An 18,488-nucleotide genomic window follows, 5' to 3' on the forward strand; every position below is an offset into this window, starting at 1 on the left:
AACAAATTTTTTAATTACATTTGTATCAATAACTTAATTGATTTAGCGAGAAGTCTGAAATATGAAATCAAAAAACGTTAATCTTCAATCTTAAATTAAATGACCTTTTCAGAAGAAAATTATCTCAAGACCATTTACCACCTTACTTCCGTTTCGGATGCTGATATCAGTACCAATGCTATTGCTGAAAAAATGGAAACCAAAGCATCATCCGTTACCGATATGCTTAAGAAACTCTCCGAAAAAGACTTGGTGAACTACGTAAAGTACCAAGGTGTTTCCCTTACGGATAAAGGGAAATTAGCGGCGAAAATGATTGTTAGAAAACACCGACTTTGGGAATGTTTTCTAGTGGAGAAACTAGATTTTTCTTGGGATGAGGTACACGATATCGCCGAGCAATTGGAACATATCAAATCCGAAAAACTGATCAATAAACTCGATGATTTTTTGGGAAATCCTACCGAAGATCCGCACGGAGATCCTATTCCGGATGCTAATGGACGAATTATAAAAGTTGAAAAGGAACTGCTTTCTGAATTCGAAAAAAACCAAATCGGGATTTGTGTGGGTGTCAAAGATACTTCTTCTGATTTTTTAAAATATTTAGACAAACAGGAAATTGCCTTGGGTTCCCAAATTGAAATTATCGAAAAGGAAAGTTTTGATTCCTCTTTCAGAATTCGGGTTGGAACCAAAGAAATAACCATTTCAAATAAAATAGCCAGTAATATATATATCAAATAATTATGTTTCAATCTATAGTAGATTATTTCACGAGTATCGACCCAATATTAGCCGCTTTATATGCGAGTTTGTTCACTTGGTTTCTGACCGCGTTAGGAGCTTCGTTTGTTTTTATGTTTAAAACCATGAATCGTACGGTTCTTGACGGAATGCTCGGGTTTACGGGAGGTGTTATGGTTGCGGCCAGTTTTTGGAGTTTATTGGCTCCTGCCATTGAAATGACGGGTGGTGAAGGATTTGCAAAAGTGATTCCTGCAGCTTTTGGTTTTTTCCTTGGTGCGCTCTTCATTTTCGGAATCGATAAAGTGTTGCCGCATTTGCATATCAATTTTAAAGTTACCGAAGGAATCAAATCGCCTTGGCAACGTACTACATTATTAGTTTCGGCAATTACACTGCATAATATTCCGGAAGGATTGGCGGTTGGAGTTCTGTTTGGTGGTGTTGCTGCCGGGATTCCAGAAGCTTCCATCGCGGGTGCTGTTACGTTAGCAATTGGTATTGGAATTCAGAATTTTCCGGAAGGAATTGCTGTTGCTATGCCGTTACGCAGAATGGGAATGAGCAGATGGAAAAGTTTTATGTACGGACAATCTTCAGCATTAGTAGAGCCGGTTGCTGCAGTTTTAGGCGCTTTTGCAGTGACATTTTTTACTCCAATTTTACCGTACGCTTTGGCTTTTGCCGCAGGAGCGATGATCTTTGTAGTGGTCGAGGAAGTGATTCCGGAAACACAACAGGATAAAAATACCGATATAGCAACGCTTGGATTCGTTGGAGGATTTATTGTGATGATGGTTTTAGATGTTGCTTTAAGTTAGGAATTTAGTAGTTTTAAAAACAATATAGTAATCCTTAAACATAGCGTATGAAAAAGTCACTTCTATTCCTTTTTATGATGATCAGCAGTGTAGCTTTGGCGCAAAACCCAAAATCACAAAAAGTTAAATACACAACTATAAAGCAAAAAGTATGTCCCAATCAAAAAGGATTTCAGTTGGTTTTGAAAGCAATTGTTTCTGATTCTCGTTGCCCTGAAGGTGTGACTTGTATTTGGGCGGGAGAAGTTAGTGCTGTTGTTTCGGTGCACAAAGATTCAAAATTAATTGAAGATACGACTTTGGTGTTTTCGATGAAAAATGAAGAAGACAATAAAAAATGGTTTGCAACCTATTTATCAGAAAAACAAAAGAAGATAAAAAGCATTCGCGTGTTGCCGTATCCAAAAGAAGGAAGCAAGATTAATCCAGAAGAATACTATCTGAAAATTGGTTATTTGAAATAGGGTTAGCTACAGCCACAGTCGCCGCTACCGCAATCTTTGTCGGATTTTTTCTTTTTGAAAAAGAATTTTTTAATTAAGAAAGCAACGGCAATTGCCAAGGCAACGAAAGCAATTATTTCTTGAAGCATAGTGTTTTATTTTAGAATTTGGTAAGCAATAAGTGCTACTACATAAGCAAACCCAGACATAAAGATTAATTGTCCGGCAGGCCATTTCCAGGAATTGGTTTCTTTTTTTGTAACTGCAAGCGTACTCGCACATTGCATAGCAAAAGCATAAAATAACAGCAATGATATTCCAGAGGCAAAGTTGAAAATCTTTTCTCCGGTTACCGGATTGATTTCGGCGGCCATTTTATTTTTGATAGTAACCTCATTGTCGCTTCCGCCAACGCTGTAAATTGTGGCTAATGTTCCCACAAAAACTTCTCTGGCAGCAAACGAACTGATGATGGCAATTCCTATTTTCCAGTCGTAACCCAAAGGTGATATGGCAGGTTCAATTGCTTTTCCCATGATTCCAATATAGGAATTTTCCAGTTTTTGCGAAGCCACAGCATTTTCAAATTCGGCTTCCGGCAACGGGTTATTTATTGTATTCTCAGCTACAATTTTTTCAGCATTATTGAATTTTTCTCCGGGTCCGTAAGAAGCTAAAAACCATAAAACGATGGAAATAGCCAGAATTATTTTACCGGCTCCAAAAATAAAAGCCTTTGTTTTTTCGATCACATTGATTCCCACATTCTTGAAAAGAGGTAATTTATAATTCGGCATTTCTACTACGAAATATGTTTTTCCTTTGATTTTCAGAATTTTATTTAAAATGTAAGCGGAGAAAATAGCCATTCCAAAACCTAGAAGGTATAATAACATCAAGGTCATTCCTTGCATGTTCATAAAACCAAAAACACGATTATCCGGAATTACTAAAGCGATAATGATGGCGTAGACCGGTAATCTTGCGGAACAGGTTGTAAAGGGAGTTACCAGGATGGTAATCAATCTTTCTTTCCAGTTTTCGATATTTCGGGTAGCCATAATTGCTGGAATAGCACAGGCTGTCCCAGAAATAAGGGGTACCACACTTTTGCCCGATAAACCAAATTTACGCATGATTTTATCCATCAGGAAAACTACTCGGCTCATGTAACCGCTTTCTTCCAGTATTGAAATAAACATAAACAAGAAGGCGATTTGCGGAATGAATATCAAAATTCCTCCAATTCCTGGGATGATTCCCTGCGAAATTAAGTTGGTTAAAACTCCGGCTGGCAATTCTTCGGCAGCAAGCGTGCTCAACGAGGCAAAAGAAGCATCGATGAAATCCATTGGAATTTTAGACCATTCGAAAATAGATTGGAAAATAACAAACAAAATCAAAAAGAAGATCACATATCCCCAAACTTTATGTGTTAGCACGCGGTCGAGTTTACTACGGTAATCTCTTGCAACTGAGGAATCAATTTGTAGTCCCACTTTCAAAACATCATTGATGAATTGGTAGCGTTTTATAGTTTCTTTTTGCTGAAGGCGTTTTAAATCAGAGTGCGATTTTGTAAATGAGCTTCGGATTTCATTTCGTTCTAAATTAAGGAAATTTACGTCTTGCGTGATTACCAACCACAATTTATAGAGCAATTGATTGGGGAATGCTTTGCGCAAACTGTTGAAATAGTCTGGATCAATTACGGAGGCATTTAGGCAAGGTTCGCTTGAAATGGTTCGGTAGCTGACAATCAAATTTTTCAACTCATCAATTCCATACCCTTTTCTGGAACTGATTAATGCAATTTTAGTTTTTAAGTGCTCTTCAAGATACGGAATATCCAGCGTAATCCCTTTGAATTTCATTCTGTCAGCCATATTGATGACTAAAATAGTAGGAATTTCTAAATCTTTTATTTGGGTAAAAAGAAGTAAGTTTCGTTTTAAATTTTCCACATCGGTAACGACAAGCGCTACATCAGGATATAATTTGTCATTTTTGTTGAGTAATAATTCAATGACCACATTTTCATCAATAGAACTCGCATTCAGGCTGTACGTTCCGGGTAAATCCAGAATATTTGCCTTGATATTATTGGGTAATTTGCAAAATCCTATTTTTTTTTCAACGGTAATTCCGGGATAATTCCCTACTTGTTGATTCAAGCCGGTCAGCTGATTGAAAACGGAAGTTTTGCCCACATTCGGATTCCCGATCAAAGCGACATTGATGTTTTGTTTGCTTACCATAAGTTGGTTTTTATAATATCAACCTCAATTTCTTTTGCAGTTTCCACCCGAATTGCTACATGCGAACCATTAATATTCAGGTACAAAGGATCTCCAAAAGGAGCAATTTGAAGCAATTCAACCATATTGCCGGGCAAGCAACCCATTTCCAATAATTTTAATGGAACGGTATCGATGTCAAAGTCTTTTATAATGGCTTTTTCGCCTTTTTTGAGAGAATGTATCGTTGTTTGCAAAACTTATTTAGATTGAATTAAGATTGCAAAAATACACATTTTAATACAAACACAAATGATAAATATCACATTTATACGGTAATTAAAACAAATCAATCCAGCAGATAATGCAACGGTTGTCTTGGTAAAAACAGGAATTCGTTTGAATGTTTCTTATTCGTTACTCAAAAAAGTAATGTCTTCGATTAATCGTTTCATGTCTTCTTTATTGGTTCCGTCATAGAACCCACGAACTCTTTTTTTGGTATCCACCAGAACAAAATTTTCGGTGTGAACCATATCGTATAATTCACTTGGTTTTCCCAGTTTTACGGCTAAATAGGATTTTCTGGCCATCGTATAAATTTCTTTTTTATCTCCGGTGACTAAGTTCCATTTGTTGTCATCAACATGGTGTTTTTTGGCGTAAGCCTTCAAAACAGGAACGCTGTCAGTTTCCGGAAAAACGGTGTGGGACAGCAATTTCACTTTTGGATTATTGGCAAAAGCTTTTTGGATATCGGATAAATTGGTGGTCATTTTTGGGCAAATAGAGCCGCAAGTGGTAAAGAAGAAATCAGCAACATATATTTTGCCCTCATAATCTTTTTGGGTGATGGTTTTTCCGTTTTGGTTGATGAATGAAAAATCAGCAATCGTGTGGTACTTGCTTTTGTATTGAACGGTGCTGTCTACTAATTCCGGATTTACATCTGCGGGATTAAAAATCGGAAGTGTTTTTTTGGGCTTTAAAGCCGAATAAAATAAGGATAAAATGATTGCCGAAAGAACAATGAAAACCCCAAAAAAGAGTCGGTATTTTTTTAAAAATTCTGACATAGTGCTATTTTGATGCAAAAATACGAAAAGAGAAATTGTTTTGATTCAAATTAACAAATCTTATTTTGGATAGACTCTTTGGAAATAAAGGATTTAAAATTAATGTGTTTTTTGATTAAACCTTTTGAAAATTTTGAAGTCAAATAAAGATGTTTTCGTAAATAATTGATTTTAACTAAAAATCACATTATTTATTAATAGCTTTGTTAATATAACTAAAAAAACTAAAAAAAATGAAAAAAACCAGCAATAAGCAATTGCTTTTTGTGATTCCCGCAATCATGGGTTTTGCGGTGGGTCAAGCACAGAATATTCCGGCAGCTAAAGAACCGGGAATTAATGTGAATTACATGGATAAAAAAGTGAAACCAAGTAACGATTTCTTTCGTTATGTGAATGGAACTTGGTTGGATAATACGGAGATTCCAGGTGACAGAACCCGTTGGGGTAGTTTTGACGAATTGCGTCAACGAACTGACGCGGATGCTTTGGCAATTTTAAAAGAAGCCACGACAAATCCGATCTATAAATCAAATACAGATCAAGGTAAAGCCATTAATTTATACAAATCTATTTTAGATACTGTAGGAAGAAATAAATTAGGAATAGCACCTTTGAAACCGTACTTAAAGAAAATCGATGCTGTTAAAAATGCCAAAGATTTAGAGGCTTTATTGATTGAAATGGAACCTATCGGAGGCATCGGATTTATGGGTGCTGGCGTAGGAACTGATGCGAAAAACAGCAGTAGAAACGTGATTAATTTAGGCCCGGGCGGCGTAGGTTTGCCAGACAGAGATTATTATGTTTCTGACGATGCAGATTCCAAAGAGAAACGTGCGAAATATGTTTTACACGTTACTAAAATGTTACAATATCTAGGTGATAAACCTGCCGTAGCTAAAATGAATGCCGAAAAAATTCTGGCGCTTGAAACTGCGATGTCAAAACCAAGATTAGACAGAGTAGAACGCAGAGACCGTCGTAAGTCATACAATCCAATGACATTGAGTGAATTGACTAAACTAACTCCGTCAATCAATTGGAATAATTATTTCACAAAAATTGGATTGGCAAAAGTGGATACCGTAATTGTATCACAACCTAAATACATGACGGCGCTAGAAACTATTTTCAAAGAAAATAAAGTAGAAGATTGGAAAGCATACATGCGTTGGAGTTTGTTGAACAGAGCTTCAAGTCAATTGTCTACTGAAATTGAAAATGCAAACTGGGAGTTTTACGGAAAAACTTTGACTGGTGCAGTAAGTCAAAGACCACGTGACGAAAGAGCACTTCAAACAATTAACGGCGCGGTTGGTGAAGCATTAGGGAAATTATATGTTGAGAAAAAATTTCCGGCTGAAGCCAAAGTAAAAGCGGAGAAAATGATTAAAAATATCTTCTTGGCTTTCGAAAACAGAATCAATAATTTGTCTTGGATGTCTGCAGAAACAAAAGTAAGCGCGCTTGCTAAACTGCATAAATCAAGAATTAAAATTGGATACCCTGACAAATGGAAAGATTATTCAGCCTTGACGATTAAAAGTCCAGAAGAAGGTGGGACTTATTTTGAAAACTCAAAAAACATGGCGAAATGGCGTTTTGAAGAAAACTTAGCCGAGCTGAACAAGCCTGTTGATAAAGAAAGATGGGGAATGTCTCCGCAAACGGTAAATGCGTATTACAATCCATCAAACAATGAAATTGTATTTCCGGCAGCTATTTTGCAACCGCCTTTTTACAATTACCAAGCGGATGAAGCGGTAAATTATGGTGGAATAGGAGGGGTTATTGGACATGAAATTTCACATGGTTTTGATGATTCAGGTTCCCGTTACAACGCTGATGGAAACTTAGTAGACTGGTGGACGGCTGAAGATTTGAAACAATTCTCTGCTTTAACTGGAGCACTTGCTGCTCAATACAGCGCTTTGGAACCAATTCCAGGAACTTTCGTAGATGGTAAATTTACATTGGGAGAGAACATTGGAGATTTAGGTGGAGTAAATGCCGCTTATGATGGTTTACAATTGTATTTGAAAGAAAACGGAAATCCGGGATTAATTGACGGATATACTCCGGAACAACGTTTCTTTATTTCTTGGTCAACTATCTGGCGTTCAAAAATGCGTGATGAAGCCTTGAAAAATCAAGTGAAAACAGACCCGCATTCGCCAGGAATGTACCGTGCTTATGTTCCTTTGCAAAATATAGATACGTTCTATAAAGCGTTCGATATTAAAGCAACTGACGGAATGTACATTGCACCTGAAAAGCGTGTGAGAATCTGGTAATCAGTTTAAAAAAAACTAAAAATATCCCATTCGTTCAGTCGAATGGGATATTTTTTTTACAATCTAAAGACTAAATTGTTTTGGAAAAAGATCCCTTAAACAAATCCTATTTCTTTGGCTTTCTTAATAATAGCGTCGTCGCTTCCTTTTTCTACACCAAAATATATTTTTATTTTTGCTTTTCTTTTTTCAATAGCACTCAAGCTCAAGTTCAATAGCTCTGGCATATTTACGGTTTTGGTGTTTTGACTGATAAGAATTATAATCTGTCTGTCAATAGTATCTAAAAACATTTCTTTGGTTGAAAAATCTTCAATTGTTTTTTTTACTCTTTCACTCTTATAGATTTCTCCAGCTATAATTTTATTGCAAATAATACTGATTGAACTAAAATCAAGATCTGATTTTTCAATCAAACCTTCTGGATTTATATCATGTATGATGCTGTTTAATCTTATAATGTTGCAATAACCTGTGATAAAAATAATTTTAGTTTTAGGATATTTTACTCGAATTAATTTTGCTAAATCTTCTCCATTTTTTATGTTTTTTTCTGGGTATTCAGGCATGCTTAAATCTAGTATTACTAAATCGATGCGTACATCTGGGGCTTTATCAAAAATGAATTTATAAGCGTTTTCTAACGAATTAGTAGATGTAATTCGTGTGCTTATTTCTAAATCTGTTAAAGCCATTTTGTAACAGTCAGTAATCATAATGTGGTCATCTACCAATAAAATTTCTAGAGACATATAATTTGATTTAGGGGGCTAAAATTAGGTGCTATCTATTTATAAAAATGAATTTTAGTTTTTTATTTGTTGCTATCAGTTCTGAGAGAATCGTCTCATTTTCGTGTTTTTCTCAATGAATAATTGACCAGATACAATCCGCTTAATGTAACTCCTCCACCTATTGCAATGGCAGCGTTAAAAGTTTCACTAAAAATCAGCGCTCCTAAAATCACAGCAACGATGGGGTTAATGTATGAATAGACAGTACTAATCTCCGCAGGAAGATTTTGAAGCGCATAAATAAAGGCAATGAAGGTAAGAATAGAACCCACTATAACTAAATAGGCAATCGACCACCACGAAATCGCCGGGATAGCACTCAAACTAACGGAAGTTCCTGTTGCTCCATTGTATGCAAAAATTAAAATACTGGAGATAAACATTTGCAGTCCCAAACTAAAATATGGATTAAAAGTAGCTGCTTTTTTCTTGGTGTACAAAGTCCCAAAAGCCCAGGTTAAAGTAGAAATTATGGAAATTATTATCCCGAATCTGAAATTTGGAATTAAGAAATCACTCAGGTGGTCGTAAAAAATAACACAAACGCCACTAAAACTGATAATCAAACCAATAACTGATAATCTGGACAAACGTTCTCCTCTAAAAAAAGTAATAATAACGATCCATAAAGGTACAATTGCGCCAATGATCGCGCCAAGTCCGCTACTGATGTATTTTACGCCCCAAGTGCTTAATCCGTTGCTTAACACAAAATTAAGGATACTTAAAATGATAATCGTTTTCCATTGTTTTCCCTTTGGCCAAGGTGCTTTTTTAAACAAAAAAAAGGAAATATAAAGGAAACCCCCTAAGAATTGTCTGATGGCGACAAGCTGTAAGGCGGGCATGTGTTTTACACCTTCTTTGGAAGCAATCCAGGTTGTTCCCCAGAAAAAACTGACCCAGCACAAAGCCAAAATAGGCAGCCCAATAGTATTCACTTTAGATGAAACAGCATTCTTAATTTTAGTTCTCACGTTACAAATTTGGTTTCGTAAAAGTATAATTTAAAACCTTTTCTAAGCGAGTGCTCAAAATTATTTTTCCGCCAGCATTATTTTTAGGATTAAATCTTGGCAAAGCCAAATTCAATTCCAGAGCTTTTTGCGTATAATATATTTCTCGGGAAGGATGAGACGGAGCCACCGCATTGAAGGTTTCATTCCAAGCATCATTTGCTATAATTTTTAGAATTATACCCATACAATCTTCCTGATGAATTAAATTAATTGGTGCATTAGGATTATCTAAATTCTCACGACCAGCCAGAAATTTTACAGGATGACGGTCTTCGCCAATTAAACCACCAAAACGTAAAATCGTTGTTTTGAAATGGCTGTTATTTTGCAAAAGCTGTTCTGTTTCCAGTAATTGTTTCCCGCTTTCCGTATCCGGTTTTGCAATAGTTTCTTCAGTAACAAAAATCTCATCATCATTATAAACTGATGTCGAACTGATGAAAAGCACATTTTCAACAGAAGATTGTTCTATAAAAGGAATTATATTTCTAATTTTGGATACAAAATTTTCTGTGCCTGAACCGCGAAGTTTCGGCGGAACATCGATAATCAGAATTTCACAATTTTCTAGAAATTCAGTTAGGTTTCCAGTGGTTTTATTTTCTGAAAGCGCAATTAAGAAAGGTGCGATTCCTGCATTTTTCAATACATTTAATTTTTCTGCAGATGTCGTCGAGCCATTTACTAAATAATCGTTTTTCAATAATGCTTTCGCCAAAGGCAAACCCAACCAACCACAACCTAGAATACTAATTTTTGTCATTTTTATTTTTTGTAGCCAATTTGTTTACGATCTTTTTGTGTGTTGTCTTTCTCGTCTTTTTTGATGAGGTAATTCAAAGCTTCATATATATCATTGAATTTCTTGTCGTATTTGGTCTCTATTTCAAGCAATTTTTCGTTGAATTCTTTGTGTTCCAAAGCATATTTACGAATAATGACGAAAGTACGCATGATAGCAATATTTACATGTATCGCTACATCCGAATTTAAAATGCCACTAAGCATTGCTATTCCTTGTTCCGTGAAAGCAAAAGGGGTTACAGTTACGTTTCTTTTATTTTGGTATGCGGTCACAATTTGTGACCGCATACTTTCCCATTCTTCAATATTTAGTCGAAACATAAAGTCGACGGGAAATCTTTTTATATTTCTTTTTACGGCTTGATTTAGGACTTTGGTTTCTACTTCATAAAGTACAGCAAGGTCAAAATCAAGTATCACTTTTTGTCCTTGAACATCATGTATTTTAGATTGCAATGTATGTATCTGCATATAATTTGTAGTGAGTTAGTTTTTTTATGGCTTTTTCAAACTGTCTTTCACAACAGTCAAACTATCATTTATTACAGGATTAGTAAGACTATCCAAAGCATTTACAACCATTACCGGAGTTGGCTTTATTTTTTGTCGAATGACCACAGCATCATTCAAAACAAAAGGTGTTGGCATCATCCAGTTGTCCCTTTTCGTAATTTCAAATAGCGGATTGGAAAGCAAATCAAAAGAGCTTTCTAACAGTTCCATGTCAAATGCAGTTGAAACATTAAAACTAAATTGCATTTCTAATGGTGCATTTCCTACCACATAATAGCTCAATATCTTTTTTCCTTTTCGCTGGTAAAGTGAATTTTTCTGACCTAATGTAGTCACACCGTTAGCTTTGAAATTGTGAATTTCCATTTTTTCATTGGCAAAAATATCATAGCGGTTAACGTTTCGATTTGGGGAAATTTTTATTTTCAAATGCCTTTGATTGCCTACGATTCGGTCTTCCAGAAATTCAATACTTGGTTTCTGAAGGTCTTTTTTAGGCGCATTCGCAGCGTATGTAAAACCAGAATTGTATTTGCTGAACAAAGGAATTTCGTTCAAATTCGTTGCGATTTTCGGGTTTTCACCCAAATAGCTTTTGGTCCAGGAATCGAGATTGGTGTCATACGTTGTCCAATCGGCTTGGTCTGTATCCGCATTATAAATGTATAACAAGCTGTTTGATTTAGCTCTGCCAAATTCATAACCGGATTCAGAATGTGCTTTCGCAAAAAAGCCAATGGAAAGCAAAAGAAGGATTATGGACCACATTCCCTTTTTGGCGAAAGCCCCGAAAATTGGCAACAATAATCCAAAGGTTAAAACAGTAAGAATAGCACTTCCAAAAAGCACTTTTAGTCCCAAACCAATAGGGAACATTTGGATAAAAGGCGCTATGATTAGTAAAGCAGGAATACTTAAAAAAAGATTTAATGTTCTGTTCGATTGTTGAGTCACAATAAAAACACCAAAAATCAACAGACCAAAGTACACCGGAATAATCAAAAATCCTGCTCCCGGTAAAAGAAAAGCAAGAGCTCCATTAACCACAATCCAAATAAATAATGGTGCTACATAATGATTGATGGTGACTTTGCTGTCTGAAAATAAATGATAAAATGCCATGCTTATCGCTAAAGTCAATAACACAAAAGCGGCAATGTAGGCATGCCCGTTATACGTAAACCCGTTGAGTAAATCGTTGTATTGTGGATAGGTAACCAGTAATGCTTTCCATCCAAAAAAAGTAAGTAATCCGGATGCAATTAGGGAACTCAATAACGGAATAAATCCCTTTCCAATTTCCCGAAATGACAAAAGGCGTTTCGCTTTTCCTAAAAATAACAGGAAAATAAGCAATGCTATTGCAAGTACTACCATGGGTAAAACCCAACTGAAAGGATAGCTTATAAAGGTGTACGGAAGGGTAAAATACACATAATCTTCGCTGGCTTGTGTCGCATTTAAATTGGTATTTGAAAAATAATTTAATAACGGCATCAAATAGGAACCTTGATGCGCCAGTGTATTCTCATTCAAATGATTGATGTCATCTTGGGCGGTATGATAGTTAAAATGATCGTCAATAAACGCAAAATTATACCCTTGAATATTGCCTTGTTCCCTGAAAACGGTCAAATCGGTATCGTTGGGTAACATTTTATAAATGCTGTACATCAAAGAATTGGATACTGGAAAAGTCGCTTTTGCGGCAGCAAACTCTTTTACTAATCCTGCATTTCCTTTGCTGGTTTCCATCAGCATGTAGCTGGGTCCGGAAGAACCTCGTGCTTCGAAATTAAGAACCAAGCCCACTTCCTTTGCCCATTGGTGTTGGGTTACAAAAAGCGCAGCGCCATTTAATCCTAACTCTTCTGCATCCGAAAACAGAATAATAATGTCATTTTTATGCGGAGTTTTATTGTGCAAAAAAGCACGAACACTTTCTAAGATTGTTGCTACACCGGAACCCGCATCACTTGCGCCAAGAGAGTAGGAATGGGGTGCGCTGTCATAGTGCGAAAGTAACAACAAGGCTTTGGAGCTATTGGAACCTTTTATTCGGGCCAAGATATTTTTTGATTGTACCAGATTTCCCCAGTCGCTGAGCGTATAACCTTCCTGAATAGAAGTTTGTAATCCTAACTTGTTTAGCTCTTTTACGAGATAATTAGCAACCACTTCATGATTTTCAGAGCCTACATAATGGGGGTTTTTTGAAATGTTTTCCACTTGGGTCAAAGCTCTTTTGGCCGAAAATTCAGTAAGTAGACCTTCGTCATACGAAGTCCATTGCGGCATCATCGTAAAGTAAATTAACCCCAGAATTACTGAGATAAATAAACCGGCAAAAATTGAGTAATAATCTTTTTTCATGATAGGTAAGTAGATTTTGGGATGCGGAATTAAATGTCTTTTTTGACTAACATATAAAAATCATTGTCTAAAACCATATAACCTTGGTCGTACAAAAAATAGTAGGTATTTCCTGTTTTGGTTTGAAGTATGTTTGTGAAAAATTCGAAATCAAAGCCTTTACTCAACAATTTTGCCCGTGTGGTTTTTGATTTGCCTTCGGTATTAATTTCGGATAGAATGCGGTAATTCTTGCGTAACTTATTGTTTATGTTGCGCATAAAATTAGTACTGTCTTTGTTTATTTTGTTATTATAGGCGTTACGGCAGCCGTCGCTGCAAAACTTTTTGTCTTCTCGGCCTACAATCTTTTCTCCACATTCTAAGCAGGTTTTGTTCATGGATTTATTTTTTTGATATCGTATAAATCAGTTCTACGGTCTTTTAGAATTCGAACACTTCCATGCTCGTGAAGTTCTTTCAATAAATTCAAGTCAACGTCTACAATAAGAGTCATCTCGGTATTTGGTGTTGCTTCTGCTTTGATTCCGTTACTTGGAAAGGCAAAATCAGAAGGTGTAAATACTGCGGATTGCGCATATTGAATGTCCATGTTATTCACCTTTGGGAGATTTCCCACACAGCCAGCTATTGCCACATAACACTCGTTTTCAATTGCTCTGGCCTGTGCGCAATGTTTGACTCTGGTGTAGGCATTTTGAGTATCAGTCAAGAACGGAACAAATAAAATGTTCATTCCCTCATCTGCCATTAATCTGGAAAGTTCCGGAAATTCAACATCATAACAAATCATGATGCCAATTTTTCCGCAATCGGTATCAAAAGTCTTAATTTGTGATCCACCTGTCATTCCCCAATGCTGTACTTCGTTTGGAGTGACATGAATTTTAGCATACATCTCAGAAGTTCCGTCTCTTTTACAGAGAAAACCAACATTGTATAACGTGCCATTTTCTAGGTAAGGCATGCTTCCCGTGATGATGTTGATATTATAAGAAATGGCCAATTCCTGAAAGCGTTTGCGAACAGGTTCTGCATGTTTAGCTAATTCTCGAATTGCTTCTGCCTCTGACAAATGATTGTAATCCGCCATCAAAGGTGCGGTGAATAGTTCTGGAAATAGTGCAAAATCGCTTCCGTAACCAGAAACTACATCAACAAAAAATTCGCATTGTTCAAATAAAGCCTCCAGGTTATTCAGTTGACGCATCTGCCATTGAACGAGTCCTAGACGGATGACGCTTTTTTCGAGATTAATTAGTTTCGGACTTTCATCATAATAAATATTGTTCCATTCTAATAGAACGGCAAATTCCTTAGAATCGGTATCGCCTTCCAGATAATTTTTCATTACCCGAATTACGTGGAAATCATTGCTTAACTGAAAAGAAAGTACTGGATCGTGTAGTTCTTTTCTTTTTACTTTTTCTATGTAGTTTTTTGGGGTGAGTGTTTTGGCGTGTTGTCCATAATTTGGAATCCTTCCGGCAAAAACAATGGCTTTCAAATTCAATTGTTCGCATAGTTCTTTGCGTGCATCATACAAACGTCTTCCCAGACGCAATCCTCTGTAACTTGGATGTATGAAAACATCTATTCCATACAAGACATCCCCTTTTGGATTATGAGTCGAAAAGGTATAGTTTCCTGTTATATCTGAATAATTATGGTTTTTATCGACTAAGTTTTCATCAACAATTAATGATAATGCCGAACCAACTACTTTGCCATCCACTAAAATCACCAATTGACCTTCGGGAAAAATACTCAACAATTTTTCGATATGATGTTCTCTCCAGTAGGAACCTACCATTTCCGGATATGATTCTACCATAGATTTTTTAAGTTCTTTGTAGTCATCAAATTTCAGATTTCGTAACTCTACTTTGTTTATTTTGGCTTGCATAAGAATTTGATTTTTATCAAATATAGCGAAATTTTACCATTTACAAACGTTTACAAATAGTTACAACCGAAAGTAAATAGTTAGCAACCGAATACTTTTTGACTGTCATCGCATCTTTGCAATGTTGATTTGAAAGACCAATTCAACAAAATATACACTAACATTTAAATTTTACAAGCCATGAGCACATTAAGAAACAAGGTACAATTAATTGGACACGTAGGGAATGATCCGGAAATCAAATCATTTGATGGTGGGAAAAAACTAGCCAATTTCACGTTAGCAACAAACGAAAGTTACAAAAACGATAAAGGAGAAAAAGTAGAAGAAACCCAATGGCATAAATTAGTAGCATGGGGGAAAACTGCTGGAATTATAGAAAAATACGTTACAAAAGGTAAGGAAGTAGCGATTGAAGGAAAATTGACTCATAGAAGTTATGATGATAAGAACGGAGAAAAACGCTATGTTACTGAAGTAGTAGTTACCGAAGTAATGCTTTTAGGGAAATAGTCAGTCACATCAAACTAAAAAAATAATGCCCTCTGAGATAGAGGGCATTTATATTTTGAATTAAGATTTTTTTTTCAATAAATCAAACAGAGGACATCTTTTGCAACGTTTGTCTTCCCCTTTTTTGAATTTTTTGCAGCATTTAGATTTACAGTTTTCTGCAATCTTAATGGTTTTAAGGATTTCTTTTTTATCCTTTTTCTTTTCCTTTTTTTTCTTTTCCAATTTTATAAAGAATTAAAAACTAAGGCAAATGTATGTTGTTTTTATCTATTCTAAATAAAATTTAACATTTAAATAGCAGGTTTTACAACCGCAACTTGTTGTAAGTCCCTGTCAAATAGGTATAAACCACCTTTGTCATCACCAATTAAGTTGATTTTGTCTAAAATAGATTTTGCGGTTGCTTCTTCTTCAATTTGTTCGGCAACATACCATTGCAAAAAGTTGTGTGTGGCATAATCTTTTTCTGAAAAAGTAATGTGTACCAATTCATTTATTGAATCCGAAACAAAAATTTCATGTTTATAAAGTTCCTCAAACATTCCTTTGAAGGTTTCATAAGTAGTTTTTGGCGCTTTTAAATCTGTAATTTGTGCATGACCGCCGCGTTCATTTACATATTTGATTAATTTGAGCATGTGCAAGCGCTCTTCATCAGATTGTGCAAACATGAATTGTGCAATTCCTTCCAGTCCGCTCACTTCAGCCCAGCAAGCCATAGAAAGATAGGTTTGTGAAGATTCCGCTTCGATGCGAATCTGTTTGTTTAAAGCAATTTCAATATTTTTTGATAGCATAATAATGAGTTTTTAGTAAAGTTAAAAAAAAATAATCGATTACTGATTCATCAACTCTTGGAAACAATCTACAAATTGTCCCACATGAAAACCATCCATCAATCCGTGATGGACATGAACTGACATCGCCATGGTTCTTTTGCCGTTGTCAGCAATCTTCATTTTTCCAAAGGAAATTTTCGGGCAACTGTCTGGAAAAGTATAACTTCTGGCATGCGATAAAGAGGTAAAATCCAGCCACGGAACTGCCGAAAAGTGAATAACATTATTATCGTCAAATGCTCGGGTAAAAAGTCCGGTTGTGGTTTGAATCCGCTCAATTTCTTTTGAAGTGTTTGTTTTAAAAACGGAAAAATTAGGATTGTATTTAATCAAAGAGAATCCAAACGTGCCGTCTTCACGACCAATAGTAGCCGAAGCATTTATTTGGTCACAAATATATATTTGGTCATCAGAAATTCGATACCGAAAGGATTCAATCGTATTTACTGCTACTAATGTTTTGTGTAAATAGTAACTGAAAAAAGTGGCTTTCAGTGCTTTTGCAGTGGCATAGGCTTTGGTACAATCAATCTCGACAGTGGCACCAAAGAATGGTTCTTCAAATTGTCTAAAAAAATGAAAATGTTCTTTTCTGGACCAGTTCTCTATGTTTAAAAGGGTTTTCAAAGTTGTATAATTTTAATTATTTTTCAAAAGTACTGCTAATCTTTTAAATCGTAAATTCAATTTTCATGCAGAAATAAAAAGACATAAAAAAAACCCTAAAAGAAATTTCCTTTAGGGTTTTTAGAGAATATTGAGAAAGAATTATTTTACTCTGAAAGTAACTCTTCTAACTAATTTTCTTGCTGCATCTGAATCTTTTTCAACTGAAGTATCTTCACCTGCTGCAACTACATTTAATCTTGAAGCGTCAACGTTAGCTTTCACTAATACATTTTTAACGCTGTTTGCTCTAGCAGTAGACAATTTATCATTGTATTCTGATCTTCCTAATTCGTCAGCATGACCAATAATATCAACTGAAGCAGTAGGATTGTTTCTTAAATACGTTAAGATAAAATCAGTACCTTCAGTAGAAACATTTGTTGGAGTTGATTTGTTGAAATCAAAATAAGTAGCAACATAACCACCATTGATTAAGTTTCTAATCAATTCATTGTTACTTAAGATAGCAGATTTATCAGTATTACTTCCGTAAGTTTTCAATAAATAACTTTCTAATTCATCAGGAACATTATTGTTGTTTAAATCAATTGATTTTCCTTTAGTGTCAACCATTACACCAGAAATAGTGTTTGGTTCTTGATCTAAATAATCAGCAACACCATCTTTATCAGTATCTAACATTGAAGTTTCGATATCAGCGATTTGTTTTTTCAACTCATCGATTTCGTTTCCATTATCAATAACCCAGTCAGCATGTTTTTCGTTTTTACCTAAGTAAACCGTTACACCTACAGTACCATTAAAAAGAATTCCTGAAAAACCTCTTGAACCAGGAATACTTGCAGCATCAAAAGCGGCATCTTGAGATGCATTTAAGATTGTTGTAAAATCTCCAGTTAAAGCAATTCTGTTAGATAATTTAATTTGACCAGTTACACCCGCCATGAAATTACCCATTCTGTCTTTCAAAGCAGAATTTTGATCTTCTAATTGAGCTAAACCAAAACCAGCATGACCCAATAAACCAAGTGTATTTGTCCAAGTTTCAAAATTCATGATTCTACCTAAGTTAGCCACAGCTTGAATGTCTGCTCTGTAATATTTAGTGTCAAAATCAACTGAATTGTTTTTTCCTTCAAAACTGTTGTATCCAAAATCCGCTTTCAAACCGAATTTATTGTTAAACATATATCTAACTCCTAAATCAGCAACATAAGGACTTGGTGTAGATGTAAAGTAACCAGCAGTCATTGGTCTTTGTGTTTTGTTAACACCACCTGCTAATTCAATAGACCATTTGTTATAGTCGTTTTCTGTAGTTTTTTTAGTCTCAGTTTGAGCACTTAAAGTTGTCATTGCAGAAGCAAAAACTAACGTAAGAACGATTTTTTTCATCATTGTTTTTTTTAAATTCCATGCAAAAGTACAACATAATGAAGGATAAGAAATTTTAAACAGTTAATTATGTAAGAA

At 35.4% G+C, this 18,488-nt stretch carries 20 protein-coding genes; 5 read left to right on the top strand and 15 right to left on the bottom strand.

What is annotated here, in order from left to right:
• The first annotated feature begins 99 nt into the window (after positions 1–99).
• The 3 genes from BMX64_RS12295 to BMX64_RS12305 are packed head-to-tail and all read left to right on the top strand — an operon-like array spanning position 100 to position 2,032.
• The gene (locus tag BMX64_RS12295; RefSeq protein WP_091172294.1) at positions 100–747 is read left to right on the top strand and encodes a metal-dependent transcriptional regulator; all 648 of its coding nucleotides are present in this window, start codon (positions 100–102) and stop codon (positions 745–747) included.
• A gap of 2 nt (positions 748–749) precedes the next feature.
• Positions 750–1,568: a ZIP family metal transporter gene (locus BMX64_RS12300; protein ID WP_091172296.1), complete on the top strand. Its 819-nt coding sequence runs from the start codon at positions 750–752 to the stop codon at positions 1,566–1,568.
• A 47-nt stretch (positions 1,569–1,615) separates the two neighbouring features.
• Complete coding sequence (locus BMX64_RS12305) at positions 1,616–2,032, top strand: hypothetical protein (protein WP_143056080.1); 417 nt, start codon at positions 1,616–1,618, stop codon at positions 2,030–2,032.
• A 2-nt stretch (positions 2,033–2,034) separates the two neighbouring features.
• On the opposite strand, the gene BMX64_RS12310 is transcribed toward BMX64_RS12305, so the two are convergent.
• The 4 genes from BMX64_RS12310 to BMX64_RS12325 all read right to left on the bottom strand — a co-directional run bounded on the left by BMX64_RS12310 (position 2,035) and on the right by BMX64_RS12325 (position 5,324).
• Positions 2,035–2,160 (bottom strand): FeoB-associated Cys-rich membrane protein, encoded by a 126-nt coding sequence (locus BMX64_RS12310; RefSeq protein ID WP_091172300.1) that lies wholly within the window; start codon positions 2,158–2,160, stop codon positions 2,035–2,037.
• A gap of 6 nt (positions 2,161–2,166) precedes the next feature.
• Positions 2,167–4,269 (bottom strand): ferrous iron transport protein B, encoded by a 2,103-nt coding sequence (gene feoB / locus BMX64_RS12315; RefSeq protein WP_091172301.1) that lies wholly within the window; start codon positions 4,267–4,269, stop codon positions 2,167–2,169.
• Complete coding sequence (locus BMX64_RS12320; protein WP_091172304.1) at positions 4,263–4,505, bottom strand: FeoA family protein; 243 nt, start codon at positions 4,503–4,505, stop codon at positions 4,263–4,265. The genes feoB and BMX64_RS12320 overlap by 7 nt, the downstream gene beginning before the upstream one ends.
• 153 nt (positions 4,506–4,658) lie before the next feature.
• Positions 4,659–5,324 (bottom strand): SCO family protein, encoded by a 666-nt coding sequence (locus tag BMX64_RS12325; protein ID WP_091172305.1) that lies wholly within the window; start codon positions 5,322–5,324, stop codon positions 4,659–4,661.
• A 233-nt stretch (positions 5,325–5,557) separates the two neighbouring features.
• On the opposite strand from BMX64_RS12325, the gene BMX64_RS12330 reads away from it, so the two are divergent.
• Positions 5,558–7,621: a M13 family metallopeptidase gene (locus BMX64_RS12330; protein WP_091172307.1), complete on the top strand. Its 2,064-nt coding sequence runs from the start codon at positions 5,558–5,560 to the stop codon at positions 7,619–7,621.
• 95 nt (positions 7,622–7,716) lie between these two features.
• Here BMX64_RS12330 and BMX64_RS12335 read toward each other — a convergent pair whose 3' ends face one another.
• The 7 genes from BMX64_RS12335 to BMX64_RS12365 all read right to left on the bottom strand — a co-directional run bounded on the left by BMX64_RS12335 (position 7,717) and on the right by BMX64_RS12365 (position 15,030).
• The gene (locus BMX64_RS12335; RefSeq protein WP_091172309.1) at positions 7,717–8,373 is read right to left on the bottom strand and encodes a response regulator; all 657 of its coding nucleotides are present in this window, start codon (positions 8,371–8,373) and stop codon (positions 7,717–7,719) included.
• A 95-nt stretch (positions 8,374–8,468) separates the two neighbouring features.
• Entirely contained in the window at positions 8,469–9,392 is a 924-nt protein-coding gene (locus BMX64_RS12340) for a DMT family transporter (protein ID WP_244273294.1), read from the bottom strand.
• 1 nt (position 9,393) lies between these two features.
• Positions 9,394–10,197 (bottom strand): SDR family oxidoreductase, encoded by an 804-nt coding sequence (locus tag BMX64_RS12345; protein WP_091172312.1) that lies wholly within the window; start codon positions 10,195–10,197, stop codon positions 9,394–9,396.
• A 2-nt stretch (positions 10,198–10,199) separates the two neighbouring features.
• Positions 10,200–10,709, bottom strand: coding sequence for an ORF6N domain-containing protein (locus BMX64_RS12350; RefSeq protein WP_091172314.1), 510 nt, complete (start codon positions 10,707–10,709; stop codon positions 10,200–10,202).
• Positions 10,710–10,733: 24 nt separating this feature from the next.
• Positions 10,734–13,052 carry a M28 family peptidase gene (locus BMX64_RS12355; RefSeq protein WP_091172830.1) on the bottom strand — a complete coding sequence of 773 codons (2,319 nt, stop codon included), beginning with the start codon at positions 13,050–13,052 and terminating at the stop codon, positions 10,734–10,736.
• 101 nt (positions 13,053–13,153) lie between these two features.
• Positions 13,154–13,504, bottom strand: coding sequence for a hypothetical protein (locus BMX64_RS12360; RefSeq protein WP_091172316.1), 351 nt, complete (start codon positions 13,502–13,504; stop codon positions 13,154–13,156).
• Complete coding sequence (locus BMX64_RS12365) at positions 13,501–15,030, bottom strand: bifunctional GNAT family N-acetyltransferase/carbon-nitrogen hydrolase family protein (protein WP_091172318.1); 1,530 nt, start codon at positions 15,028–15,030, stop codon at positions 13,501–13,503. The genes BMX64_RS12360 and BMX64_RS12365 overlap by 4 nt, the downstream gene beginning before the upstream one ends.
• 180 nt (positions 15,031–15,210) lie before the next feature.
• Between BMX64_RS12365 and BMX64_RS12370 the strand changes: the two genes are divergently transcribed.
• On the top strand, positions 15,211–15,543 hold the full coding sequence (locus tag BMX64_RS12370; protein WP_091172320.1) for a single-stranded DNA-binding protein: 333 nt from the start codon (positions 15,211–15,213) through the stop codon (positions 15,541–15,543).
• A gap of 60 nt (positions 15,544–15,603) precedes the next feature.
• Here BMX64_RS12370 and BMX64_RS15735 read toward each other — a convergent pair whose 3' ends face one another.
• The 4 genes from BMX64_RS15735 to BMX64_RS12385 form a co-directional block, all read right to left on the bottom strand.
• Positions 15,604–15,768 (bottom strand): hypothetical protein, encoded by a 165-nt coding sequence (locus tag BMX64_RS15735; protein WP_167543064.1) that lies wholly within the window; start codon positions 15,766–15,768, stop codon positions 15,604–15,606.
• A gap of 68 nt (positions 15,769–15,836) precedes the next feature.
• On the bottom strand, positions 15,837–16,343 hold the full coding sequence (locus tag BMX64_RS12375) for a ferritin (protein ID WP_091172322.1): 507 nt from the start codon (positions 16,341–16,343) through the stop codon (positions 15,837–15,839).
• 39 nt (positions 16,344–16,382) lie between these two features.
• On the bottom strand, positions 16,383–17,012 hold the full coding sequence (locus BMX64_RS12380; protein WP_091172324.1) for a chloramphenicol acetyltransferase: 630 nt from the start codon (positions 17,010–17,012) through the stop codon (positions 16,383–16,385).
• Positions 17,013–17,153: 141 nt separating this feature from the next.
• Positions 17,154–18,410 (bottom strand): OmpA family protein, encoded by a 1,257-nt coding sequence (locus tag BMX64_RS12385; protein WP_091172833.1) that lies wholly within the window; start codon positions 18,408–18,410, stop codon positions 17,154–17,156.
• Between the last annotated feature and the right edge of the window lie 78 nt (positions 18,411–18,488).

Source organism: Flavobacterium sinopsychrotolerans (genome assembly GCF_900110375.1).
In the GTDB taxonomy this organism is placed as follows: domain Bacteria; phylum Bacteroidota; class Bacteroidia; order Flavobacteriales; family Flavobacteriaceae; genus Flavobacterium; species Flavobacterium sinopsychrotolerans.